The organism is Pseudomonas sp. LBUM1646 (assembly GCF_059716165.1).
Window position 1 is genome coordinate 4442375 of the sequence record NZ_CP166810.1, and the last position, 24644, is coordinate 4467018.

Below are 24644 nucleotides of genomic sequence, written 5' to 3' on the forward strand. Positions count from 1 at the left end.
TTGAATCACTGGCCCCACGAATCACGCAAGGTCACGGTACGGTTGAATACCGGAGCGCCCGGTTTCGAGTCCTTGATATCCGCGCAGAAGTAACCTTCGCGCTCGAACTGGAAACGGTCTTCCGGCTGTGCGTTGCCCAGCGAGGGTTCAGCACGACAACCGGTGAGAACTTGCAGCGAGTCAGGGTTGATGTTGTCCAGGAAACTGGCGCTGTCTTCGGCCTTCTCAGGGTTGGCCGAACGGAACAGACGATCGTACAGACGCACTTCGCACTCGACGCTGGCAGCCGCCGGCACCCAGTGCACCACACCTTTGACCTTGCGGCCTTCAGGGTTCTTGCCCAGTGTTTCCGGATCGTAGGAGCAACGCAGTTCTACGATGTTGCCATCGGCGTCCTTGATCGCTTCGTCGGCGCGGATCACGTAGCTGCCGCGCAGACGCACTTCGCCGTTCGGCTCCAGGCGCTTGTAGCCTTTTGGCGGCTCTTCCATGAAGTCATCGTGGTCGATGTAGATTTCACGGGCGAACGGCAGCTTGCGCACGCCCAGTTCTTCTTTCTGCGGATGCCGCGGCAGTTCGAGGTTCTCGACCTGGTCTTCCGGGTAGTTGGTGATCACCACCTTCAACGGACGCAGCACGCACATGGCGCGCGGAGCGTTCTGGTCCAGATCCTGACGGATGCTGAACTCGAGCATGCCGAAATCGACGACGCCGTCAGAACGGTTGGTGCCGACCATGTCGCAGAAATTGCGGATCGACGCAGGCGTATAGCCACGGCGGCGGAAGCCCGACAGCGTGGACATGCGCGGATCGTCCCAGCCGAACACGTGCTTTTCATCGACCAGTTGCTTGAGCTTGCGCTTGCTGGTGATGGTGTAGTTCAGGTTCAGGCGGCTGAACTCGTACTGGCGCGGGTGCGCCGGTACTGGCAGAGCGTCCAGGAACCAGTCGTACAGCGGACGATGGCTTTCGAACTCCAGGGTGCAGATCGAGTGGGTGATGCCTTCGATGGCGTCCGACTGACCGTGGGTGAAGTCGTAGTTCGGGTAGATGCACCACTTGTCGCCGGTCTGGTGGTGGTGCGCGTGACGGATGCGATACATGATCGGGTCGCGCAGGTTCATGTTCGGCGAAGCCATGTCGATCTTGGCGCGCAACACGCGTGCGCCGTCCTGGAACTCGCCGGCCTTCATGCGGGCGAACCAGTCGAGGTTTTCTTCCACGGAGCGGTCACGGAAGGGGCTGTTCTTGCCCGGCTCGGTCAGGTTGCCACGGTATTCCTTGGCTTGCTCCGGGCTCAGGTCATCGACGTAGGCCTTGCCGGCCTTGATCAGCTCGACGGCCCAGTCGTGCAACTGGTCGAAATACTGCGAGGCGTAGCGCACTTCACCGGACCATTCGAAGCCCAGCCATTTGATGTCGCTTTCGATCGCGTCGATGTATTCCTGGTCTTCCTTGGCCGGGTTGGTGTCGTCGAAACGCAGGTGCGTGACGCCGCCAAATTCCTGGGCCAGGCCGAAGTTCACGCAAATAGACTTGGCGTGACCGATGTGCAGGTAGCCGTTGGGCTCAGGCGGGAAACGGGTGACGATCTGCGTGTGCTTACCCGAGTCCAGGTCCGCCTGGATGATCGGGCGCAGGAAATTGACCGGCACGGCAGGGCCAGTCTTGGAATTCGAGGTAGGGTCGACAGTGGGCTTGCTCATAGGATCCTTGAACGTACGAGTGCGCGGCCGGAACTAAAGGCCTGACAAAACAAAGCCGCTATCATAGCCGATGCTGTCAAGCCGCTGACAGAGCAGGCCTGCAAACGGCAGCATTTAATCGCCTGCAAATGAAAAACAGCCTCGAAATTGGCGCACGTCGCGCTAAACTGCGCACCTTGGTTGAGACAGACCAGACCGGTTGCGGGCTCTGATGCCCCGAAACCCACGAATTCATAGAAAGAGTACCGATCATGACCCAAGTCAAACTGACCACCAACCATGGCGACATCGTCCTGGAACTGAACGCTGAAAAGGCACCGGTGACCGTTGCCAACTTCATCGAGTACGTCAAAGCCGGCCACTACGAAAACACCGTTTTCCACCGTGTAATCGGTAACTTCATGATCCAGGGCGGCGGTTTCGAGCCAGGCATGAAAGAAAAGAAAGACAAGCGCCCAAGCATCCAGAACGAAGCCGACAACGGCCTACCGAACGAGAAGTACACCGTGGCCATGGCGCGCACCATGGAGCCGCATTCGGCTTCCGCCCAGTTCTTCATCAACGTGGCTGACAACAGCTTCCTGAACCACAGCGCCAAGACCACCCAGGGCTGGGGCTACGCAGTCTTCGCCAAAGTGGTTTCCGGTACTGAAGTCGTGGACAAGATCAAAGGTGTTTCCACCACCATGAAATCCGGCCATCAAGACGTACCAGCAGACGACGTGATCATCGAGAAAGCCGAGATCATCGAAGCGTGATACTGCTGATTTCAGACTTGCATCTGGAAGAGGAGCGCCCGGACATTACCCGGGCGTTTCTGGATTTGCTCGCCGGACGCGCCCGCTCGGCGAGTGCGTTGTACATTTTGGGTGACTTCTTCGAAGCGTGGATTGGCGACGATGCCATGACGCCCTTCCAGCGTTCCATCTGCCAGGCCCTGCGCAATCTTAGCGACAGCGGCACGGCCATTTTTCTGATGCACGGCAATCGCGACTTCATGCTCGGCAAGGCCTTTTGCAAACAGGCCGGCTGCACGCTATTGAAGGACCCGAGTGTCGTGCAGTTTTACGGCGAGCCGGTGCTGTTGATGCACGGCGACAGCCTCTGCACCCGCGATGTCGGCTATATGAAGCTGCGTCGCTACCTGCGTAATCCCGTCACGCTATTTATCCTGCGGCACCTGCCCCTGAGCACCCGGCACAAACTGGCGCGCAAGCTACGCAGTGAAAGTCGGGCGCAGACGCGGATGAAGGCCAATGACATCGTTGATGTCACGCCGGAAGAAGTGCCGCGGGTCATGCAGGCATTTGGCGTGAAAACGTTGATTCATGGGCACACCCACCGTCCCGCGATCCACAAGTTGCAGATTGGCGAGCAGGCGGCCAAACGCATTGTGTTGGGGGATTGGGATCGTCAGGGCTGGGCGTTGCAGGTGGATGAGCAAGGGTTTGCACTTGCCCCGTTCAACTTCGCCCCGCCACCACAACTCGCAGCCCCTTCTGCCTGATCGTTCCCACGCTCCGCGTGGGAATGCAGCCCGGGACGCTCCGCGTCCCTTCCAAAGCCGAACGCAGAGCGTCCGTTGAGGCATTCCCACGCAGAGCGTGGGAACGATCAGCCCTCTAGTGGCCGGAGGCCGCTGGCCCGCGCGTTACAGGTGGATGGGAACGGGTTTGCACTTGCCCCGTTCAACCTCGCCCCGCCACCACAACTCGCAGCCCCTTCTGCCTGATCGTTCCCACGCTCCGCGTGGGAATGCAGCCCGGGACGCTCCGCGTCCCTTCCAAAGCCGAACGCAGAGCGTCCGTTGAGGCATTCCCACGCAGAGCGTGGGAACGATCAGCCCTCTAGTGGCCGGAGGCCGCAGGCCCTGGGCGTTGCAGGTGGATGAGCAAGGGTTTGCACTTGCCCCGTTCAACCTCGCCCCGCCACCACAACTCGCAGCCCCTTCTGTCTGATCGTTCCCACGCTCTGGGTGGGAATGCAGCCCGGGACGCTCCGCGTCCCTTCCAAAGCCGAACGCAGAGCGTCCGTTGAGGCATTCCCACGCAGAGCGTGGGAACGATCAGCCCTCTAGTGGCCGGAGGCAGCAGGCCCTGGGCGTTGCAGGTGGATGAGCAAGGGTTTGCACTTGCCCCGTTCAACTTCGCCCCGCCACCACAACTCGCAGCCCCTTCTGCCTGATCGTTCCCACGCTCCGCGTGGGAATGCAGCCCGGGACGCTCCGCGTCCCTTCCAAAGCCGAACGCAGAGCGTCCGTTGAGGCATTCCCACGCAGAGCGTGGGAACGATCAGCCCTCTAGTGGCCGGAGGCCGCAGGCCCGGCTAGTGGCCGGAAGCCGCAGGCCCCGCCTTCGCCGCAAACGGCGGCTTGGCCAGCCACACAATCAGCATCAAGCCCAAAAACCCCCACCCGAGCAACGTGAAGTAATCCACGGTGGAGAGCATGTACGCCTGGCTGGTCAGCACTTGATCGAGTTGCGCATACGCTGGGGTACTCGCCCCGCCCAGGGTGTTCAAGGCATCCCGTGTCGGTTGGTCATAAGTGGTGATGCTTTCGCTCAAGTACGCATGATGCTGATCCGCCCGGCGAATCCAGATCCAGGTGGTCAGCGACGCCGCGAAACTACCGCCCAAGGTCCGCAGGAACGTCGCCAGGCCCGCGCCATCGGCAATCTGGCTTGGCGGCAGGTCCGACATCAAAATGCTCAAGGTCGGCATAAAGAACAGCGCCACGCCAATCCCCATGAACAGTTGCACCAGGGCGATGTGCTGGAAGTCCACTTCGTTGGTAAACCCGGCGCGCATAAAGCAGCTCAGGCCAATCGCCAGGAACGCCAGTCCGGCCAGCAAGCGCAGGTCGAACTTGTGCGCGTACTTACCGACAAACGGCGACATCAGCACCGGCAGAATCCCGATCGGCGCCACCGCCAGCCCGGCCCACGTCGCGGTGTAGCCCATCTGGGTTTGCAGCCATTGCGGCAGGATCAGGTTGATGCCAAAGAACCCGGCATACCCCAGCACCAACACAATGGTGCCGATGCGGAAGTTGCGATAAGCAAACAGCCGCAAGTTCACCACCGGGTGCTTGTCGGTCATTTCCCAGATGATGAACACCGCCAGGGCAATCACCGAAATCGCCGCGCCAATGATGATGAAGTTCGATTCGAACCAGTCCAGGTCGTTGCCTTTATCGAGGATTACCTGCAACGCGCCGACGCCAATGATCAGCGTGATCAACCCCACGTAATCCATCGGCTGGCGACTGGTTTCCACCGGACGCGCCTTGAGCTGGGAGCGCACCACCATCACCGCGAAAATCCCGATCGGCACGTTGATAAAGAAAATCCAAGGCCAGCTGTAGCTGTCAGTAATCCAGCCACCGAGAATCGGTCCGGCAATCGGCGCCACCACCGTGACCATCGCCAGCAACGCCAGGGCCATGCCGCGCCTGGCCGGGGGATACACCGCGATCAGCAGCGTCTGGGTCATCGGGTACAACGGACCGGCCACCAAGCCTTGCAGCACACGGAAACCGATCAGTTCCGGCATCGACGTCGAGATGCCGCAAAGAAACGAAGCCAACACAAACAGAATTGTCGCCCAGAGAAACAGTTTCACCTCACCGAAACGCCGACTGAGCCAACCGGTCAGCGGCAGCGCGATGGCGTTGCTCACGGCAAACGAAGTGATCACCCAGGTGCCCTGCTCCGAACTCACGCCCAAGTTGCCGGAAATCGTCGGCAAGGCCACGTTGGCGATGGTGGTGTCGAGCACTTGCATGAAGGTCGCCAGCGACAGGCCGATGGTGCTGAGCACCAGGCTGGGCGGCGTGAAAGACGCGTTATTGCTCATCGCTAATCCTATGAACCTTGGCGTGCGCGGCGCCGTTCAACCGGCGCCGCTGAGGGATTGGCGAATCAGCGTTGCGCGGTCTTGCTGACCGCAGCGCTGTTGTCATGGATCAACTGCGTGATCATCGCGTCGGCTTCGGCCAACTGACGGTCATAGACGTTGGTGCTGAACGAAGCCTTTTGTGGTGGCTGTTGCGCCAGTACCGGGCCGCTCTGGTCGTGCAGGTTCACATCGACCTGAGTCGACAGGCCCACCCGCAGTGGGTGCTTGGCCAGCTCTTCGGCGTTGACGTGAATCCGCACCGGTACGCGCTGGACGATCTTGATCCAGTTACCGGTGGCGTTCTGCGCCGGCAGTAAGGCAAACGCGCTGCCGGTCCCGGCGCCAAGGCTGTCGATGGTGCCACTGAATTTCACGTCGCTGCCGTACAGGTCGGCTTCGATGTCCACTGGCTGGCCGATCCGCATGTCACGCAGTTGGGTTTCCTTGAAGTTGGCGTCGATCCACAGTTGATCCAGCGGAATCACCGCCATCAGCGCGGTGCCTGGTTGAACCCGTTGGCCCAGTTGTACCGAGCGTTTGGCCACGTAACCGGTGACAGGCGCAATCAGGGTGCTGCGGGAATTGTTCAGATAGGCCTGACGCAGATTCGCAGCAGCGGACATCACGTCCGGGTGCGACGACACGACCGTGTCATCGACCAAAGCGCTGGTGGTCTTGAGTTGTTGCTTGGCGTTGGCCAGGGCGTTTTGCGCCGAGGTCAGGTCGTCGCGGGCGTGGGACAGTTCTTCCTGGGAAATCGCGCCACCGGCAGCGAGATTTTTCCTCCGGTTGAAGTTGTCCTGGGCTTTTTGCACTTCGGCCTGCTGGGCGTTGACCTGGGCTTTCATGCCGTCGACGTTGCTGTACAAGCCGCGCACCTGGCGCACGGTGCGGGCCAGGTTGGCCTGGGCACTTTGCAGCCCGACTTCGGCGTCGTTCGGGTCGAAGTTGACCAGCACCTGGCCTTCATGGACCAGGTCGCCATCGTCAGCACCAATGCTCACCACGGTGCCGGTGACCAACGGAGTGATTTCCACCACGTTGCCGTTCACATAGGCATCGTCGGTGCTTTCATTCCAACGACCGTAGAGTTCGTGATAGGCCCACACGCCGACGCCGGCGAGGATCACCAGAATCGCCAGCACGGTCAGCATGACTTTGCGTTTGCGCGGGTTGCTGGTGTCTTGAGCGTTTTCAGGGGCTTTAGTAGTTTCGGCAGTGGCCATGACAAATACCTTGAATTAGTTGATCAGCTTGGCTGGGGCTGGATTGGCCGAGGCGATGGTTTCGGCCTGGAAGCCGCCGCCGAGCGCCTGCATCAGTTGGATCGACAAGTCGATCTGCTCGGCATTCAGGTCCGCCAGTTGACGCTGGGCCTGGAGCAATTGCTGTTCGATGCTGAGCACGTCCAGGTAATTGCCGATGCCGGAACCGTAGCGCTGGACCACGGTGTTGTAAGAGTCCTGGGCAATCTCGGTGGCGTGCTGCTGGGCACCAATCTGCCGGCCGATATCGCGCAACTGGTTGATGGTGTCGCTGACATCCCCCAGCGCTTTAACCAAGCTCTTGTTGTACTGCGCCACCGCCAGGTCATAGTCGGCGTCGCGGGCATCGAGGTTGGCGCGCAAGCGGCCACCGTCGAAAATCGGCACCGAAATGGTTGGGGCGATGTTGAAGAAGCGACTGGCCGAACCGAACATCGCGTCACCCAGTAAGGATTCGGCACCGGCCGCGGCGGTAAGGTTCAGGTTGGGATAGAACTGGGTCTTGCTCGCGGCAATGTCCTTGCTCGCGGCTTCAACCCGCCAGCGTGCGGCCACCAGATCCGGGCGACGGCCAAGCAATTCCGCTGGCAACACCGACGGCAAAGCCACGGCGCTGGCCTGGAGGATTTTTGGCCGGGCGATTTCGTTACCGCGATCCGGGCCTTTGCCGAGCAGCACGGCCAAGGCGATTTTCGCGCTGTTCAGGCGCTTTTCCGCATCGATCAAGCTGGCTTCGGAGCTGGCTTCCAGGCTTTCGGTTTGCTGGAACTGGTACTGACTGTCGATCCCGGAACTCAAACGGCGCTGGCTCAGATCGAGCATTTGCTTGGTGCGCTTGAGGTCATCATTCGACAGGTCATAAACGATGTGCGCCTGACCCAGGTCGCTGTAGGCGCGAGCGACGTCGGCGGACAAGGTCAACTGCGCGGCCTGTTGATCGACTTCGGCGGCGCGAGCCTGGCCCAACGCGGCTTCCCAGGCGTCACGCTGACCGCCCCAGAGGTCGAAGTTGTAGTTGAAGCTGGCGCTGATGTTACGCACGGTGGCGTAGGCATCGCCCTTCCCGAGCGGGTCCTGATCCTTGGCCAGGCGCGAACGGCTGATGCCGGCGCTGGCATCGAGGGTCGGCATCCGCGCGGCATCGGCGGCATACGCGGCGGCGCTGGCCTGGTGGGCGCGGGCTTCGGCGATTTGCATGTCCGGGCTGTCGTGCAGGGCCTCGCGGATCAGACCGTCGAGTTGTGGGTCACCGAGGCTTTTCCACCAGTCGCTTTTCGGCCAGGCTGCCGGGGACAGGGTCACGCCGCTCAGGGATTGCCCGGCTTTGAGGGTTTTCGCATCGACGCTTTTGCCTTCGGTGTTCAGGCCGCTGTAGCTGGCGCAACCGGCCAGAATCATCGATACCAGCACCAGGCTCAGGCCAGTACGCAAGGTTTTACTGCTCATTTGTCACCTACCCGCAGCAAGGTGATCGAGTCACCGGCTGCCACCAAGATTTTCTTCAGGATCTGTTCCAGGGTTTGCAACTCGTCCGGGGTGATGGCGCCGGCCAGTTCGTTCATGGCGTCGGCGCCGATGTCCGGCAGACGGTCAGTCAATTGCTGGCCTTGTTCGGTCAGCACCAGTTGCACCTGACGGCGGTCGGCTTCGGAGCGTTGGCGGGCGAGGAAACCTTTCTGTTCCAGGCGATCAAGCATGCGGGTCATCGACCCGCTGTCCAGGGACAGGTGCCGGCAGAGTTCGGCCGGGGTATCGACGCCGAACTGGGCCATGATGATCAACACTTTGAACTGCGCGGCAGTGATGCCGTGGGGTTCCATGTGCGTGTCGATGATCCGGTCCTTGAGCAGCGCCGCGCGCCCGAGCAGGAGGCCGAGGTGGCAATGCTTGAATTGTTCCGGGGTGAAATGTTTCATCTGACCACCAATTAGCTGCCTAGGCAGAGAATGTATGTCGAGATGTTACTGCCTAGGCAGCGAATGTCAACGTAATAGTTAGGATGCTTTGTAATTGGCGGATAAATGGCGACGTGACTGATCGTTCCCACGCTCTGCGTGGGAATGCAGCCAGTGACGCTCTGCGTCACGATTCAAGAGCGGAACGCGGAGCGTCCCAAGAGGCATTCCCACGCAGAGCGTGGGAACGATCAGATGAGGGGGTTTAGAAATCCCGTTTGTAGAAGATATCCAGCGAACTCGCCACGCCACCGACGGCTTCGAGATACACCTGGGCCGCACCCAAAAAGTTGGACGATTGTGGCTCTAGGCATGAGCGGATTGAGTCCTGTATTCCACAGGGCTCATTGATCGTTCCCACGCTCTGCGTGGGAATGCAGCCAGTGACGCTCTGCGTCACGATTCAAGAGCGGAACGCGGAGCGTCCCGGGAGGCATTCCCACGCAGAGCGTGGGAACGATCGGTGCGGGGTTTAGAAATCCCGTTTGTAGAAGATATCCAGCGAACTCGCCACGCCACCGACGGCTTCGAGATACACCTGGGCTGCACCCAAAAAGTTGGACGATTGTGGCTCTAGGCATGAGCGGATTGAGTCCTGTATTCCACAGGGCTCATTGATCGTTCCCACGCTCTGCGTGGGAATGCAGCCAGTGACGCTCTGCGTCACGATTCAAGAGCGGAACGCGGAGCGTCCCGGGAGGCATTCCCACGCAGAGCGTGGGAACGATCAGATGAGGGGGTTTAGAAATCCCGTTTGTAGAAGATATCCAGCGAACTCGCCACGCCGCTCGCAGCTTCGAGGTAAACCTTCTTGCTCAGCTTGTAGCGCAGGGCAATGGTGTTCGCCGGTTCAAACACCCCGACGCCATAGCGCAAACTGAGCTTCTCGGAGATGTTGCCGCTGGCCACCACGCTGGTGCTGTCGCCGCTGCCCTGGGTGTCGAGCTGGAAGTCTTGAATACCCAGGTCCTTGGCCAAACCGCTGGTTACCCCGGAACTGCCCATCAACCCCAACCCGAGCGCCGCCTGCGCGAGCATGTTGTTGTCTTCGCCAGTAGTGCTTAACGGACGCCCGAGCACCAAATAGGACAACGCCTGCTCCTGGCTCATGGCCGGTTCCGAGAAGATCTGCGTGGTCGGTTGCTCGGCGCTGCCGCTCAAGCGAATGCCGGCGATTACGTCGTCGGTCTGGCGAATCGCTTCGATGTCCAGATACGGCTGATCGAGCGGGCCGGCAAACAGCAGACGCGCACGCCGCACGGTCAGTCGCTGGCCGTAGGCGCGATAACGACCGTCGTTGAGCCACAGTTCGCCGCGCGTATCCATGTTGTCGCCGATGTGCACATGCCCTTGCAGATTGGCGGTCAGGCCAAACCCGGCAAAGCTGAGTTTGTCCTCGCCGACCACCACATCGATGTCCATCTTCATGGCCAGTGGCGGTTTGCCTTCCTCGGTCTGCGCGCCAACGATGACCGTGTCGTCGGAGACCTTGACCGTCGATGGCGGCAATTCACGCACGGTGATTTCACCCTTGGGCACCAGCACTTTGCCGGCAATGGCCAGTTCGTCGCCCTTCATCGAGATTTTCAGGTCCGGCGCCATCTCGAGCTTGGCATAGGGCTCGACGGTGACCGGCAATTGCGTGCCTTTGAGCGCCAGGTCGACGACCAGCGCCTGACCCCAGGCGATGTTACCGTTCAAGCTGCCCTGCCCGCTCTTGCCGCTTTTCCAGCCGCCGTTCAATTGCACGGTTTCACCGGCAATCACCGCTTGCAGCTGCAAGGCTTCAAGGTCCATTGGCAATTCAGCGCCGGAGATCTCGCCGTCACTGAGCACCAGGTTGCCGTTGACCAACGGCGCCAACAGTCCGCCGGACAAGGTGCCGCTACCGTTCAAGCGACCGGTGAGTTTCTCGACCATCGGCACAAACGGCCGCGCCACCGACAGGTCCAGGCCATTGAGGCGGAACGAACCGGTCAACGGTTTGTTCTTCGGCAACGGGTTGATCTGCGCCTGCACCATCAATTCGCCGAGCTTGCCACCGACGAAGTTAAGGTCGGTGTCGATGCGCTTGGGCGTGAGTTTGCTGGTGAGTTTCAGGGTCTGGTACGGGAAGTCCAGCCACTGATCCTTCTCTTTCATGCGCAAGGTGCCGCCGCTGGCATCGATGCTGATCTGGCCATTCGGGCCACTGGCTGGCAGGTCCAGTTGCAGGTCGGCGTTGAGCTTGCCCTTCCAGGCAAAGTCCTTCGGCAACCACTGGGCGAGGCTGTCGATCGGAAATTGCTTGAGGTGATAACGCAGCTTCGGTTCCGGCATCAGGCGCTGGTCTTCGCCGCACAAACTGGCCGGGCCGGACATCCAGCAATGGGCGCCAAAATTGATTTTGCCGTCCGCCAGCCGCTCCAGCTTCGCCGGGCCTTGCAGTTTCCAGTCCTGACCACCGGCCTGGATATCGCCGCTGGCCAGGCGTCCGCGCCAGTTGCCCTTGTCCAGTGCGCCGTCGAGGCCGAGGGCCAGTTTCAGCTGCGGGCCTTGCAGGTCGAGGCTGAGTTTCTGGTTTTTGATGTCGCCCTGACCGCTGGCAGTCAGCGCACCCAAGGATGTTTCACCGGCCTGAATGCCGCTGCCCTTGAGGTCGATCTTCGCCCGCTGGGCGCTGTCGAGGGTCGCGTCGAGGTTGAGGCTTTGCAGGCGATTGTCTTCGAAGGCCAGTTGCGAGCCTTGCAGACCGAGCTTGCCTTGCGGCGCTTTCAGCGTACCGGCGACATCGACCCGACCGTTAAGCTGACCGCGCAGTTGCGGCCAGAGCTGGGCCAGGCGCGGCAGCTTGATGTCGATTTGGCCAGCGAGCTTCTGTTGCAGGCTGCCCTTGCCGTTGATGCTGTTGTCGCCCAAGCGAATCTGCAAGGCGTTGAGGTTCCATTGCTCGCCAGCACCATCGGCCTTGGCCTGGATCACTGCCGGTTGGCCGCGCAGTTTGCCTTTCAAATCGAGGTCGGCAGTCAGGCTGAGCTTTTCATTCTTCATCTCGCCTTTACTGCGCAACGGCCCGGCCAAAGTGCCCGGCAATTCCGCCATCCAGTACGCCGGGTTGATCGCCGACAGGTCCAGCGCAGTGTCCCAGGCAATGCCGTCGGCGAATTGCAGATTGAGGTGACCTTTGGCCTTGCCCTGCCCGGCTTCGAGTTGGAATTGTTGCAGGTAGATTTTCGTCAGGTCGCCGGCGAACGGGCTGCTCAGGCTGAACGCGCCGGCCGGGCCATCGAGTGCGGCTTTGAAGTTGCCGAGGTATTTGCCGTCGGTGTAGGAGACTTCGCCGTTGAAGCTGCGCAACGCGACTTGCGGCTCGTCGATCAGCGGATAGAGGCGATGCCACGGAAAGTCCAGCCAGTCGATGTTCGCCTGGGCGCTAAGGCCTTTGCTCCAGTCGAGGTTGCCGGTGAGCTTGAGGCTTTGCTTGTCATTGGCGGTCAGGTCGAGCCCGGCAATCTGCGCACCCTTGGCGTCGACCTTGCCTTGCAGCAACAGCGCGACCGGGCCTTGTTCTGCGGGCAGCGTGGCTTTGCCGAGCAATTGGTAACCGTTTTTCAGGTCGCCTTCGCCGGTGAGTTCCAGTTGATTGAGTTGCAGGGTGTCCGGCAGGTCAGCGGCAGGTTTGAAGCCGTCGGCGGTGATCCGCACTTTGGCCGGCAGGTTTTCCACCAGCGGTTGCAGTTCGCCAGTCAGTTGCCCGTCCAGATAACCGCTGCTGTCGGCTTTCAGGTTCAGGGTTTTCAGCAGGTCGCCATCAACTTTCAAGGCCAGCACCCAAGGCGCGGGCGTCGACATCGTCAGTTTGCCTTCAGCGGTCAACGGCCAGTTACCACCGGGTTGCAGCTGGCCGGAGAGGTTCAGGCTCAGGTCGTCGCGCTGCAACTGCACCGAGTCGATCTGCAAACCCTTTTCGGTCCAGTGCGCAGCCAGTTGCAGACCCCTGAGTTCTTCGCTGCCGTTGAACAGCAGACTGCCTACCTTGACGTCGCCCAGTTCAATGGCCAGCGGCAGCTTTAAGTCCGGAAGTTTGATCGGGCCGCTGCTTTCTTCCTCGGTACTCGGCGGGAATTGCAGGCTGACCTGATCGGCCTGCAACTGCTCGATGCACAGGGTCATGCGTGTCAGGCACAGCGGCGACCAGGCGAAAATCACTTTATTCAGTTCAACCCGGCTGCTGTCCTGTTGCCACAGCAGATGATCGGCGCTCCACTGCCCGCCCAAGCGGCCCTGGAAATTGTCCACGGTCAAACCCGGCACAAACCCCAGCGCCCAGCGACTGCCCGTCGCCGTGCCCAGCACCGTGGCCAATGCCAATACGATGAGCATCAGCAACGCCAGAATCGCCAGCAGCGATATTTTCAAACCACGCTTCACAGCTCAGGCCCCATGGAAAAGTGCAGTCGAATGCCGCCGTCGTCGTCCATCGCGTGGGCCAGGTCGAGGCGGATCGGCCCCACCGGGGAGACCCAGCGCACGCCGATACCGACGCCGGTCTTGAGGTTCGGCAGTTCGAGTGTGTTGAAGGAGTTGCCCTGGTCGATGAAGGTCGCGACTCGCCATTTTTCGGCGATGGAATATTGATACTCGACACTGCCGGCAATCATGTAGCGGCCACCGATGCGGTCGCCCTCGGAGTTTTCCGGGGACAGGCTTTGATAGTCGTAACCGCGCACGCTCTGATCGCCACCGGCGAAGAAGCGCAGGGACGGCGGCACGGATTTGTAGCCGTTGGTGGCGCTGCCGCCGACCTGCACCCGCCCGAGGAAACGGTGTTTGTCGAAGACCGTGGTCAGGCCTTTGACCAGCGCCGTGCCGTAAAGCAGGTTGGTGTCCGAACCCAGTCCTTCCTTGGCGACTTTGGTTTCGAAGGTCAGGCGATAGCCGTTGTGCGGGTCGATGCGGTTGTCGCTTTTGAGGTACGAATAGCTGACGCCCGGCATCAGCAACGTGCTTAACCCCGAGTCATCGCCGAGGGTGTATTCCTCGCGTTGCCATTTCAGCGACACGACCCGTTGCCAACCGCTGGGCAGCTTGCTGTGCCATTCCGGGCCTAGGGTGAGCAGCTTGCTCAGGCTGTCGGTGTCGGCGATTTCTTCATATTGATAACCGGCGGCCCAGCGCAGTTTGTCAGTGAGCGGCGGGTCCAGGGGGATGTCGTAGAACACCCCGACGTTCTGCCGCGGCGCCGACAGTTCGGCTTCCCAGCCATAGCTGTCGCCCTGCGGGTTGACCCAGTGCCGGGTCCAGTTGGCTTTGATCCGGGGGCCAACGTCGGTGGAATAACCCAAACCGAGGCCCATGGTGCGCGGCTTGCGGGTGTCGAGTTTGACCGCTACCGGGATCACATCGTCCTTGGACGCGGTCGGTGCCGCGTCCACGCGCACGCCCTCGAAGTAGCCGCTCGATTGCAGTGCCTGGTTGAGTTCGGCGATCAGTTCGGAGTCGTATGGCGCGCCAGCCTTGAACGGCACCATGCGTTGCAGCAGGTCTTCATCGAACGGCGTGTCGCCTTCAAAAGTAACTTTACCCAGGGCGTAGCGCGGGCCGCTGTCGTAGATCAGTTCGACGTCCGCCACACCGGCGCGCGGGTCCACCAGCAATTTTTGGCTGGTGAAGCGTCCGCTGAAAAAGCCGAAGCGCGAGGCCTGGTTCTGGATCAAGCGCTTGGCGTCTTCGTAATGACCGTGATTGAGCACTGCGCCAGGCTTGAGCAGCTCCGGGGGCGGTGCACGAAAGGATTTGAGCGAGGCGGCGGGCCCGTCGATGCGCACGGTGACGTTGCGCAAATGGATCGGTTCGCCGGGGTCAATGTTCAGGGTCAGGCGCGGCGTCTTGCCGCCCTTCACTTCACTGTCGATCTGTGGCTGGTAATAACCCAAGGCCTGGGCGGCCTTGTGCGCCTGTTCTTCGGCGCCGCGACTGAAGCGCAGCAAAGCTTCTTCATCACGATCGCCGAGGCTGCCGATATAGCCCTCTATATTGGCTTTCAGTTCATCGTTGGACGGTTTGATCCGCACAGCCAATTCACTTTGCGCCAGCGCCGTGCAGCTGGATAACAGCATGAGCACGCCACTGGTAAATCTTCCTGGAAACTTCATAGGCGCGGATGCTATCACGAGCTTGGGAGCGTGATAGAGCCTGGCGTGCGGTGAAAGTTCTACCTTTATGCCGTTGCTGTTTGTAACACCTGAGGATTGGCGTGGAAAAACACGTGCTCGCGGATCGGTCCTACCGCCACTTCGCCGATTTCCTCATAGCCCTGACGCTTATAGAACTCCAGATAACGTGGATTCCCGGTGTCGAGGATCACGCCTTGAGAGTTTTCATCCACGGCGCACCAGTTGTGGACGGCTTGCAGCAGTTGTTCACCGAAGTGTTTGCCCTGGAATTGCGGGTGAATCCCCAACAAGGGCAGTACGTGCACCGCATCGGATGGCGCGCAGGCGGTGACAGCTTCGTGGTATTCGAGATAGCGCCGGGTGCAGCGAAAACCGGTACTGAGCACCATGCGCAGGCGCCAGGCCCAGCTCTCGGTGATGCCCAGGCGACGTTGCGGCGGCGCGATCAGGGCGATGCCGATCAAGCGGTCGTTGACCAGCAGGCCAATGGCCGGCAAGTCCTGAAGGAAATGCTGTTTGACCAGTTCGCGCACTGTCGCCCGCACCCGCTGTTCGTATCCGGGGCGCTCGGCTTCGAACAGGTAGCCGAACGTCGGCTCGTGCCGGTAAGCCTGATACAGCAAGGAGCGCGCTTCGCGGGAGTAGCCGCTGTCGAGCATGTGAATATCGGCGATGGCGGTCGAGGTTTCAGGCATATCGGTAATTCTCCCCGGGGCACCGTTCAAATGACGGCACTCTTCTGGTTACGAGCCTATAGCGCTGGCACAGTTCCTTTCTGATCCGAATCAGTATTGCCGCTTAGAGCAGAGCCGCTCCCACACAGGTATAGACCAAAACCTACCGCCAAACACGAATCCCCTCACCCCAAGACTGGCCCCATTCCTACATGTCAGCTAGCATCGCCCTTTTGCCAGGACTGCCGACCATGAAGATCGTCTCCTTCAACATCAACGGGCTGCGCGCTCGCCCGCATCAGCTGGCGGCGCTGATTGAAAAGCATCAACCGGACGTCATCGGCCTGCAGGAAACCAAGGTCCACGACGACCAATTCCCGCTGGCCGAGGTCCAGGCCCTGGGCTATCACGTGTATTTCCACGGGCAAAAGGGCCATTACGGTGTCGCCCTGCTCTCGCGCCAGGAACCGATTGCCCTGCACAAAGGCTTTGCCACCGATGAAGAAGACGCTCAGCGGCGCTTCATCTGGGGCACCTTCGCCGACGCCAATGGCGTGCCGGTGACAATCATGAACGGCTATTTCCCACAGGGCGAAAGCCGCGACCACCCGACCAAATTCCCGGCCAAGCAACGTTTCTACAACGATTTGCAGCACCTGCTGGAAAGCCAGTTCACCAACGAGCAGCCGCTGGTGGTGATGGGCGATGTGAACATTTCCCCGGAAGACTGCGACATCGGCATCGGCCCGGACAACATGAAACGCTGGCTGAAAACCGGCAAGTGCAGCTTCCTGCCGGAAGAACGCGAGTGGATGGCGCGCCTGAAGAATTGGGGCCTGGTGGACAGCTTCCGCCACCTGAACCCGGACGTGATCGACCGTTTCAGCTGGTTCGACTACCGCAGCCGCGGGTTTGAAGACGAACCCAAGCGTGGGCTGCGGATTGACGTGATCATGGCCTCTCACGGGTTGATGCCGCGGGTGAAGGATGCGGGGGTGGATTACGACTTGCGGTCGATGGAAAAACCTTCGGATCATGCGCCGATCTGGCTTGAATTGAGCTGATCTCGCACGACCGATGATGATCGTTCCCACGCTCTACGTGGGAATGCCGCCAGGGACGCTCCGCGTTCCGCTGTTGAATGTGACGCAGAGCGTCACGGGATGCATTCCCACGCGGAGCGTGGGAATAATCGGTGTCATCTTTCGGAAACCTTACTGACTTATTCTCCCGGCACTTCCTTTGGCTTATTAAGGTGCCGGCATGACGCTGCGCGTAGTGTTCCTGTTAATGGTGTGTCTCGGCTTGCCGTTAACGGCCACCGCCGGCGATTTGCCGACACCCGAACACGGCCCCGTTTTGCGAATCCAGGGGTCCAACACCATTGGCGCGGATCTGGGCCCGGCACTGGTTGAAGGACTGATGCAGGAACAGGGCTTACTCAAGGTGCACAGCGAAACCCCGGACAAGGCCAACGAACAAAGGATCGTCGGGCAAACGGCCCAAGGTCGCCGGGTAATGATCGAAGTCGCAGCCCACGGTTCCAGCACCGGCTTCACCGCACTGAAAAACGCCTCCGCCGACCTGGCCGCTTCTTCGCGCCCGATCAAGGACAGCGAACTGGCGGATCTCAAATCCCTGGGCGACCTGAAAAGCCCCGCTGCCGAGCAAGTCATCGCCATCGACGGACTGGCAATCATCCTGCACCCGCAAAATCCGCTGAATCAGCTCAACACCGAACAACTGGCGCGCATCTTCAGTGGCGAGGCCAGTACGTGGGAAGAACTCGGTGGTGTCGGTGGGACAATTCATCTGTATGCGCGGGATGATCAGTCGGGCACTTACGATACGTTCAAGGAGTTGGTCCTCAGCCGGCGTGGGAAAACTCTGAGCAGCGCGGCGAAACGTTTCGAGTCCAGCGAGCAATTGTCCGACGCAGTCAGCCTCGACCCACAAGGCATCGGCTTCATCGGCCTGCCCTACGTGCGCCAAGCCAAAGCCGTGGCCATCGTCGATGGCCAGTCCCAGGCGATGTTGCCACTCAATAGCCTGATTGCGACCGAGGACTATCCGCTGTCCCGTCGGCTGTTCTTTTATCTGCCGCCGAACGGGAAAAATCCCTGGGCCGAGGCGCTGGTGGCCTTCGCTCAGAGCAGCAAGGGCCAGGCGATTGTCGCGGCCAATGGGTTTATCGCCCAGACCGTCCAGGCCATGGCCGTTACGCCCAACTCGCTGATGCCCGAGGGCTATCAGGCCCTGAGCCGTCATGCCCAGCGCTTGACGGTGAATTTTCGCTTCGCAGAAGGCAGCGCGAGCCTGGATAACAAGGCTCGGCAGGACCTGTCCCGGGTACTCGACTATATAAAGCAGCACGACAAGAGCAACCGCGAGGTGACACTGGTGGGGTTTGGCGATGCCAAGAGTGATCCGGCGCGAGCCGACCTGTTGTCGAAACTGCGGGCGATGGCGGTACGGCGGGAATTGGTGAAAAGCGGCGTGGTGTTTCGCGAGATTCGCGGCTTTGGTGCGGAGATGCCGGTGGCGGCCAATAGCGCGGATGAGGGGCGGATCAAGAATCGACGAGTTGAGGTTTGGGTGTATTGACCAAGCCGATCGTTCCCACGCTCTGTGTGGGAATGCATCCCGTGACGCTCCGCGTCACATCCCAAGCGGACGCCGAGCGTCCATGGCGGCATTCCCACGCAGAGCGTGGGAACGATCTGTAGGACTTAGTGACTGCTACGCATCATCTCTTTCGGCACATATTTACCGATCTCGAATTTGCCAATCGCCGCGCGGTGCACTTCGTCCGGGCCGTCGGCCAGGCGCAGGGTGCGTTGCATGGCGTACATGTAGGCCAGCGGGAAGTCGTTGGAGACCCCTGCCCCGCCATGGATCTGGATCGCCCGGTCGATCACCCGCAAGGCGACGTTCGGCGCAACAACCTTGATCTGGGCGATTTCGCTCTTCGCAATCTTGTTGCCCACGGTGTCCATCATGTACGCCGCTTTCAGCGTCAACAGCCGCGCCATGTCGATTTCCATCCGCGAGTCGGCGATCTTGTCGATGTTGCCGCCCAGTCGCGCCAATGGTTTGCCGAACGCAGTACGGCTTACCGCACGCTTGCACATCAGTTCCAGCGCGCGCTCAGCCATGCCGATCGACCGCATGCAGTGGTGAATCCGGCCAGGGCCAAGGCGACCCTGAGCAATTTCGAAGCCGCGTCCTTCGCCCAACAGGACGTTTTCGTACGGCACCCGGACATTTTCGAACAGCACTTCGGCGTGACCGTGGGGTGCGTCGTCGTAGCCGAACACTGGCAACGGACGCACGATTTTCACGCCCGGGGTATCCACCGGCACCAGAATCATCGAGTGCTGGGCATGGCGCGGCGCATCGGGGTCGCTCAGGCCCATGAAGATCAGGATCTTGCAGCGCGGATCACACGCGCCTGAGGTCCACCATTTCTTGCCGTTGATCACCCACTCGTCGCCATCACGCACGGCGCGGGCGGCCATGTTGGTGGCGTCGGACGAGGCCACGTCCGGCTCGGTCATGGCGAACGCCGAACGAATCTCGCCGCGCAGCAGCGGTTCGAGGTAACGCTGCTTCTGTTCTTCGTTGGCGTAGCGCACCAGCACTTCCATGTTGCCGGTGTCTGGCGCCGAGCAGTTGAACGGCTCGGGACCGAGCAGCGAGCGACCCATTATTTCGGCCAGGGGCGCGTATTCAAGGTTGGTCAGGCCAGCACCGAGCTCGGACTCCGGCAGAAACAAATTCCACAACCCTTCGGCCTTGGCCTTGAGTTTGAGTTCTTCCATGATCGCCGTCGGCTGCCAGCGATCGCCTTCGGCGACCTGACGCTCGAACACGGCTTCAGCGGGATAAACGTAGGTGTCCATGAACGCGGTCACGCGCTCACGCAGTTCTTGCACCTTGGGCGAATAAGCGAAATCCATGGGCAGCTACCTTCTTTTGGGAGGTTGTTCAGGGCATGCAATCGATGCTAGAACAGCGTTGATAATTTACCTAGCCTATTCTCGGCGTGTATTAACATTCATCACCGATATATGATCGGCTGATCGAGAGCCCCACAATAAGAGTGCAGCGCAATGAATCTGAGCAAGGTCGACCTCAACCTTTTCATCGTCTTCGACGCGATCTACACCGAAGCCAACCTGACCCGCGCCGGGCAGATTGTCGGCATTACTCAGCCTGCGGTCTCGAACGCTCTGGCCCGCCTGCGCGAGACGTTTAACGACCCATTGTTCGTGCGCACCGCCCAAGGCATGGTGCCGACGCCGATGGCCCAGAACATCATCGGCCCGGTGCGCAACGCCCTCTCCCTGCTGCGGGTGTCGGTGCAGGAAAGCCGCATCTTCAACCCGTTGCAGGCGGTCAAGACCTACCGCATCAGCATGACCGACCTCACCGAAGCGGTGATCCTGCCGGCGCTGTTCCAGCGCCTGCGTCGTCTGGCGCCGGCGGTGATCATCGAGAGTTTCCTGTCCAAGCGCCGCGAGACCACCAAGGAACTGGCGGCCGGTCGCCTCGACTTTGCGGTGGATGCGCCGCTCAACACCGACCCGCAAGTGCGACACGTCAAGTTGATGGAAGACCGCTACGTGTGCGCCATGCGCAAGGGCCATCCAATGGCAGGCAAAGAGAAGTTCACCCTTGATGATTACCTGTCACTGACCCACATTCACATTTCCAGTCGTCGCAGCGGTTTAGGGCATGTCGACCTGGCACTGGGGAAAATGGGGATTCAGCGCAAAATCGCCCTGCGCTCCCAGCATTATTTGATGGCGTCCCAGGTGTTGCAGCAGACCGACATGGTCATGACCGTGCCGGAGCGTTTTGCCCGGCGCCATGATCTGCACGCGTTTAACCTGCCGGTCAATGATGTGCCGCCGGTGGAAACGCACCTTTACTGGCACGAAAGCACCGACCAGGACCCGGCCAACCGCTGGATGCGCGAGCAGATGATCGAGTTGTGCCAGCAAGTGACGGCGCATGAGAAGAAGCTCGATAAGCAGCCCGGTTGAACAAAGATCAAAAGATCGCAGCCTTCGGCAGCTCCTACCTGGAATTTGCGTTCCCCCTGTAGGAGCTGCCGAAGGCTGCGATCTTTTCGCCCTTGACGTAAACGTCAACCTGCCATTAGCTTAGCGCATGACCTTTTTCGAGCGCGCCCATGAGCAGCCAGACCTACAGCATTTCCGACCTCGCCCGCGAGCTCGATATCACCACCCGAGCCATTCGTTTTTATGAAGAGCAAGGCTTGCTCAGCCCCGAGCGTCGTGGCCAGGAACGCATCTATTCGCCCCGGGACAAGGTCAGCTTGAAGCTGATCCTGCGGGGCAAGCGCATCGGTTTTTCCCTGGCCGAATGCCGCGAGTTGATCGAACTCTACGACCCCACCGGCGGCAATCAGAAACAGCTGCAAACCATGCTGACCAAGATCGCCGAGCGGCGTGACCAACTGGAGCAACAGATGCTCGACATCGAGCAGATGAAGCTGGAACTGGACACCGCGCAAGAGCGCTGCACCCAGGCGCTGGAGCAGACGATCAAGAGCCAGCAGGTCATTCAGTAATTGATCGTTCCCACGCTCTGCGTGGGAATGCAGCCCGTGACGCTCCGCGTCACCTATCAAGAGCGGACGCAGAGCGTCCATTGAGGCATTCCTACGCAGAGTGTGGGAACGATCTCTAACAGACAGGTGAATTGTTATGTCCCTCCCCACCCACGTACGCCTGATCGAAGTCGGCCCCCGCGACGGTCTGCAAAACGAAGCCCAACCCATCAGCGTCGCGGACAAGGTGCGACTGGTCGACGCCTTGAGCGCTGCGGGCCTGGGCTATATAGAAGTCGGCAGTTTCGTCTCGCCCAAGTGGGTGCCACAAATGGCCGGTTCCGCCGAGGTCTTCGCGCAGATCCAGCGCAAGCCCGGCGTGACCTACGGTGCACTGGCGCCGAACCTGCGCGGGTTTGAAGACGCCATCGCTGCCGGGGTCAAGGAAGTCGCGGTGTTCGCCGCCGCCTCCGAAGCGTTTTCCCAGCGCAACATCAACTGCTCGATCAGCGAAAGCCTGGCGCGTTTCGTGCCGATCATGGACGCGGCCAAGCAGCACGGCGTGAGCGTGCGCGGTTATGTGTCGTGTGTGCTGGGCTGCCCTTACGAAGGTCACGTCGCGCCGGAGCAAGTCGCTCTGGTCGCCCGCGAGTTGTATGCGATGGGCTGCTACGAGGTTTCCCTGGGCGACACCATCGGCACTGGCACCGCTGGCGCTACTCGCCGGATGTTCGAAGTGGTTTCAGCCGATGTGCCGCGGGACAAACTGGCCGGGCACTTCCACGACACCTATGGCCAGGCCATGGCCAATATCTACGCCAGCCTGCTGGAAGGCATTGCGGTGTTTGACAGCTCTATCGCCGGCCTCGGCGGCTGCCCGTATGCCAAGGGCGCCAGCGGTAACGTCGCCACCGAAGACGTGGTGTACCTACTCAACGGCTTGGGTATTCAGACCGGTATCGACCTGGACGCCTTGATTCTGGCGGGCCAACAGATTTGTACCGTGCTGGGTCGCCCGACCGGTTCGCGCGTGGCCAAGGCTCGTAGCGCCCAGTGAGGGCGCGGATGTGTCCGGGTGTTACCGCTGTGTTTGGTATGCGGGTACAAAACGAGTAACACGGAAACAAACTGTGGGATTTGAGCAGAGGTTAAAATCCACAAAAAACTCAAGCCATTGAATTTAAAGGGTTTTATAAAGTTGGCACGGCTTCTGCTATCTCTTTGGTATAACAAAAATAAAAAGCGGCAAACCTAATAAAAATAAGACGTAACGACTCTGACATAACAAGAACAACACGGCAGAGACGCAGCTAACAGATTTTTTTGGAGAAGGTGTGCTTTTCAGGGTGCTTTTCGGAGTAACCCGCAACCGGGCAGAGAACAATAAAACTACCTTCAGGTAGCTCCCGAACTGGTTGGATCGCTTGGCGAAAAAGCAGATCAGCGCTCAAAAAAATACGTTTGCTCTTGATCCCGGATGGGGATCGACAATAACAGCGGTAAAGGGCCACGGTTGCCAAAAACAACAACAGACCGCCCCTCAATAATAAAAAAGAGCACGCGCAACGACAAATTAAAGGGGAGCTTCGGCTCCCCTTTGTGCTTTCTGCGTTTTACTAAAACCGGTTTCTGTAGGAGCAAGGCTTGCCCGCGAAGGGAACGCCTCGATCCAACAGGAAAACCGCGTCATCGTTCTTCGCGGGCAAGCCTCGCTCCTACGGTATCGCTTTGAGCTCCTCGATACTGATCTCACGCATCCGGAACTTCTGGATTTTGCCCGTCACCGTCATCGGAAACTCTTCCACGAACTTGAAATGCCGCGGTGTCTTGAAGTGCGCAATGCGCGATTTGCACCAGGTTTTCAGTTCTTCTTCGGTGGCGTTGTGGCCGGGGTGGAACTTGATCCAGGCGACAATCTCTTCGCCATAGCGCGAGCACGGAATGCCGATCACCTGAACATCCGCCACCGCAGGGTGGGTAAAGAAGAACTCTTCCAGCTCCCGCGGGTAAACATTCTCACCGCCACGGATGATCATGTCCTTGTTGCGCCCGGCGATGCACACGTAGCCCTCGTCATTCATGCTCGCCAGGTCGCCGGTGTGCATCCAGCCGGCCTGATCGATGGCTTGCGCCGTGCCCTGCGGGTTGTTCCAATAACCGAGCATCACGCTGTAGCCCCGGGTGCACAGCTCGCCAATGGTCCCGCGCGGCACCAGGTTGCCCGCCTCGTCGATGATCTTGCTTTCCAGTTGCGGCTGGGTGCGGCCGACGGTGGTAACGCGCAATTCCAGTTCGTCTGACGGACCGGTCTGCAAAGACACCGGACTTGTTTCCGTCATGCCGTAGGCAATTTGCACTTCGCTCATGTGCATTTCATTGATGACCCGGCGCATCACCTCGATCGGGCAAGTCGCCCCGGCCATGATCCCGGTGCGCAGGGTCGATAGGTCGAAGGACCCGCGTTGCGGTTGATCGAGCATGGCGATGAACATGGTTGGCACGCCGTAGAGCGCGGTGGCTTTTTCTTCGGCGACGGTGGTCAGGGTCAGCAGCGGATCGAAGGCATCGTTGGGGTAAATCATCGTGCTGCCGTGGGTGATGCAGCCGAGGTTGCCCATGACCATGCCGAAACAGTGATACAGCGGTACCGGAATCACCAGCCGATCATCGGCGCTCAGACCCAGGCTTTCGCCGACCATGTAACCGTTGTTGAGGATGTTGTAGTGACTGAGGGTCGCGCCCTTGGGAAAACCGGTGGTGCCGGAGGTGTACTGGATGTTGACCGGCTGGTCGAAATGCAGGCTGTGCTGGCGTTCGCTTAACTGCTCGACAGAGACGCTGGCCGCGAGATCGGCCAGTTGCGACCACGGCAGGAAGCCCGATGGCGGCTGGGCGTCCAGGCTGATGACGCCGCGCAAGTCCGGCAGGCGTTCGCTCTGCAATCGGCCGATAGATTGCTCTGCCAACTCTGGCGCCAGACCTTGCAGCATCCCGTGATAATCGGAGGTCTTGAAGGCGCCAGCACAGACCAGCCATTGGCAGCCGGACTGCTTCAACACGTATTCGAGTTCGGAACTGCGGTAGGCCGGGTTGATGTTGACCAGGATCACGCCGATTTTCGCGCTGGCGAACTGGCTGATGCACCACTGCGCGCAGTTCGGTGCCCAGATGCCGAGACGGTCGCCGGTCTTCAGTCCCAGTGCCAGCAGCGCCCGGGCGTGCAGGTCCACGGCGTCGGCCAGTTGCTGCCAGGTGTAGCGCAACTGTTGATGGCGCACGACCAGCGCCTCCCTGTCCGGGTACTGCGCGACCGTGTGATCGAACTTCTCGCCGATGGTCATCGCCAGCAAGGCTTTGTCCTGGGCACCACGGGTGTAGCTGCGCGGCGGTTTTGCACTGGGTTGATCCATGACG

The 24644-nt window shown here is 60.3% G+C and carries 17 protein-coding genes and 2 pseudogenes; 9 read left to right on the forward strand and 10 right to left on the reverse strand.

Translation table 11 applies throughout. The annotated features are described in order from the left end of the window. Positions 1-5 precede the first annotated feature (5 nt). Positions 6-1706 (reverse strand): glutamine--tRNA ligase/YqeY domain fusion protein, encoded by a 1701-nt coding sequence (locus ACA071_RS20350; RefSeq protein ID WP_497640801.1) that lies wholly within the window; start codon positions 1704-1706, stop codon positions 6-8. 251 nt (positions 1707-1957) lie between these two features. On the opposite strand from ACA071_RS20350, the gene ACA071_RS20355 reads away from it, so the two are divergent. From ACA071_RS20355 to ACA071_RS20370, 4 genes and pseudogenes are all read left to right on the forward strand, one after another. Continuing rightward, positions 1958-2464, forward strand: a complete 507-nt coding sequence (locus ACA071_RS20355) for a peptidylprolyl isomerase (protein ID WP_497640802.1) — start codon at positions 1958-1960, stop codon at positions 2462-2464. After that, a complete protein-coding gene (gene lpxH / locus ACA071_RS20360; protein WP_497640803.1) occupies positions 2461-3213 on the forward strand; it encodes a UDP-2,3-diacylglucosamine diphosphatase in 753 nt (250 codons plus the stop codon). Before ACA071_RS20355 ends, lpxH begins: the two co-directional genes overlap by 4 nt. Positions 3214-3568: 355 nt before the next feature. After that, positions 3569-3664: pseudogene (locus ACA071_RS20365) on the forward strand (UDP-2,3-diacylglucosamine diphosphatase); the annotation flags it as partial. A 139-nt stretch (positions 3665-3803) separates the two neighbouring features. Next, positions 3804-3890, forward strand: a pseudogene (locus ACA071_RS20370) (UDP-2,3-diacylglucosamine diphosphatase); the annotation flags it as partial. 141 nt (positions 3891-4031) lie between these two features. Here the strand turns inward: ACA071_RS20370 and ACA071_RS20375 are convergent. From ACA071_RS20375 to ACA071_RS20405, 7 genes are all read right to left on the reverse strand, one after another. Beyond that, complete coding sequence (locus tag ACA071_RS20375) at positions 4032-5561, reverse strand: DHA2 family efflux MFS transporter permease subunit (protein ID WP_169374017.1); 1530 nt, start codon at positions 5559-5561, stop codon at positions 4032-4034. Positions 5562-5626: 65 nt separating this feature from the next. Continuing rightward, positions 5627-6829 carry an HlyD family secretion protein gene (locus ACA071_RS20380; protein WP_497640804.1) on the reverse strand — a complete coding sequence of 401 codons (1203 nt, stop codon included), beginning with the start codon at positions 6827-6829 and terminating at the stop codon, positions 5627-5629. A 15-nt stretch (positions 6830-6844) separates the two neighbouring features. Continuing rightward, entirely contained in the window at positions 6845-8314 is a 1470-nt protein-coding gene (locus ACA071_RS20385; protein WP_497640805.1) for an efflux transporter outer membrane subunit, read from the reverse strand. Continuing rightward, entirely contained in the window at positions 8311-8784 is a 474-nt protein-coding gene (locus tag ACA071_RS20390; RefSeq protein WP_497640806.1) for a MarR family winged helix-turn-helix transcriptional regulator, read from the reverse strand. Before ACA071_RS20390 ends, ACA071_RS20385 begins: the two co-directional genes overlap by 4 nt. A gap of 780 nt (positions 8785-9564) precedes the next feature. Then, positions 9565-13233, reverse strand: a complete 3669-nt coding sequence (locus ACA071_RS20395) for a translocation/assembly module TamB domain-containing protein (RefSeq protein WP_497640807.1) — start codon at positions 13231-13233, stop codon at positions 9565-9567. After that, positions 13230-14957, reverse strand: a complete 1728-nt coding sequence (locus ACA071_RS20400) for an autotransporter assembly complex protein TamA (protein ID WP_497640808.1) — start codon at positions 14955-14957, stop codon at positions 13230-13232. Before ACA071_RS20400 ends, ACA071_RS20395 begins: the two co-directional genes overlap by 4 nt. Before the next feature lie 65 nt (positions 14958-15022). Continuing rightward, a complete protein-coding gene (locus tag ACA071_RS20405) occupies positions 15023-15673 on the reverse strand; it encodes a GNAT family N-acetyltransferase (protein WP_497640809.1) in 651 nt (216 codons plus the stop codon). 230 nt (positions 15674-15903) lie between these two features. Between ACA071_RS20405 and xthA the strand changes: the two genes are divergently transcribed. Together xthA and ACA071_RS20415 are read left to right on the forward strand one after the other, a co-directional pair. Then, positions 15904-16716 (forward strand): exodeoxyribonuclease III, encoded by an 813-nt coding sequence (gene xthA, locus ACA071_RS20410; RefSeq protein ID WP_497640810.1) that lies wholly within the window; start codon positions 15904-15906, stop codon positions 16714-16716. A gap of 199 nt (positions 16717-16915) precedes the next feature. Continuing rightward, positions 16916-18256, forward strand: coding sequence for a substrate-binding domain-containing protein (locus ACA071_RS20415; protein ID WP_497640811.1), 1341 nt, complete (start codon positions 16916-16918; stop codon positions 18254-18256). Between the two features lie 125 nt (positions 18257-18381). Here the strand turns inward: ACA071_RS20415 and ACA071_RS20420 are convergent, their stop codons facing one another. Next, a complete protein-coding gene (locus ACA071_RS20420; protein ID WP_497640812.1) occupies positions 18382-19611 on the reverse strand; it encodes an acyl-CoA dehydrogenase in 1230 nt (409 codons plus the stop codon). A gap of 153 nt (positions 19612-19764) precedes the next feature. Here ACA071_RS20420 and ACA071_RS20425 point away from each other — a divergent pair, with 153 nt between their 5' ends. From ACA071_RS20425 to ACA071_RS20435, 3 genes are all read left to right on the forward strand, one after another. Next, positions 19765-20700: a LysR family transcriptional regulator gene (locus ACA071_RS20425; protein WP_497640813.1), complete on the forward strand. Its 936-nt coding sequence runs from the start codon at positions 19765-19767 to the stop codon at positions 20698-20700. Between the two features lie 149 nt (positions 20701-20849). Further along, entirely contained in the window at positions 20850-21251 is a 402-nt protein-coding gene (locus tag ACA071_RS20430; RefSeq protein WP_497640814.1) for a MerR family transcriptional regulator, read from the forward strand. 136 nt (positions 21252-21387) lie between these two features. Next, positions 21388-22287, forward strand: a complete 900-nt coding sequence (locus tag ACA071_RS20435; RefSeq protein WP_497640815.1) for a hydroxymethylglutaryl-CoA lyase — start codon at positions 21388-21390, stop codon at positions 22285-22287. 658 nt (positions 22288-22945) lie between these two features. Here ACA071_RS20435 and ACA071_RS20440 read toward each other — a convergent pair. Next, complete coding sequence (locus tag ACA071_RS20440) at positions 22946-24640, reverse strand: AMP-binding protein (RefSeq protein WP_497640816.1); 1695 nt, start codon at positions 24638-24640, stop codon at positions 22946-22948. Positions 24641-24644 lie beyond the last annotated feature (4 nt).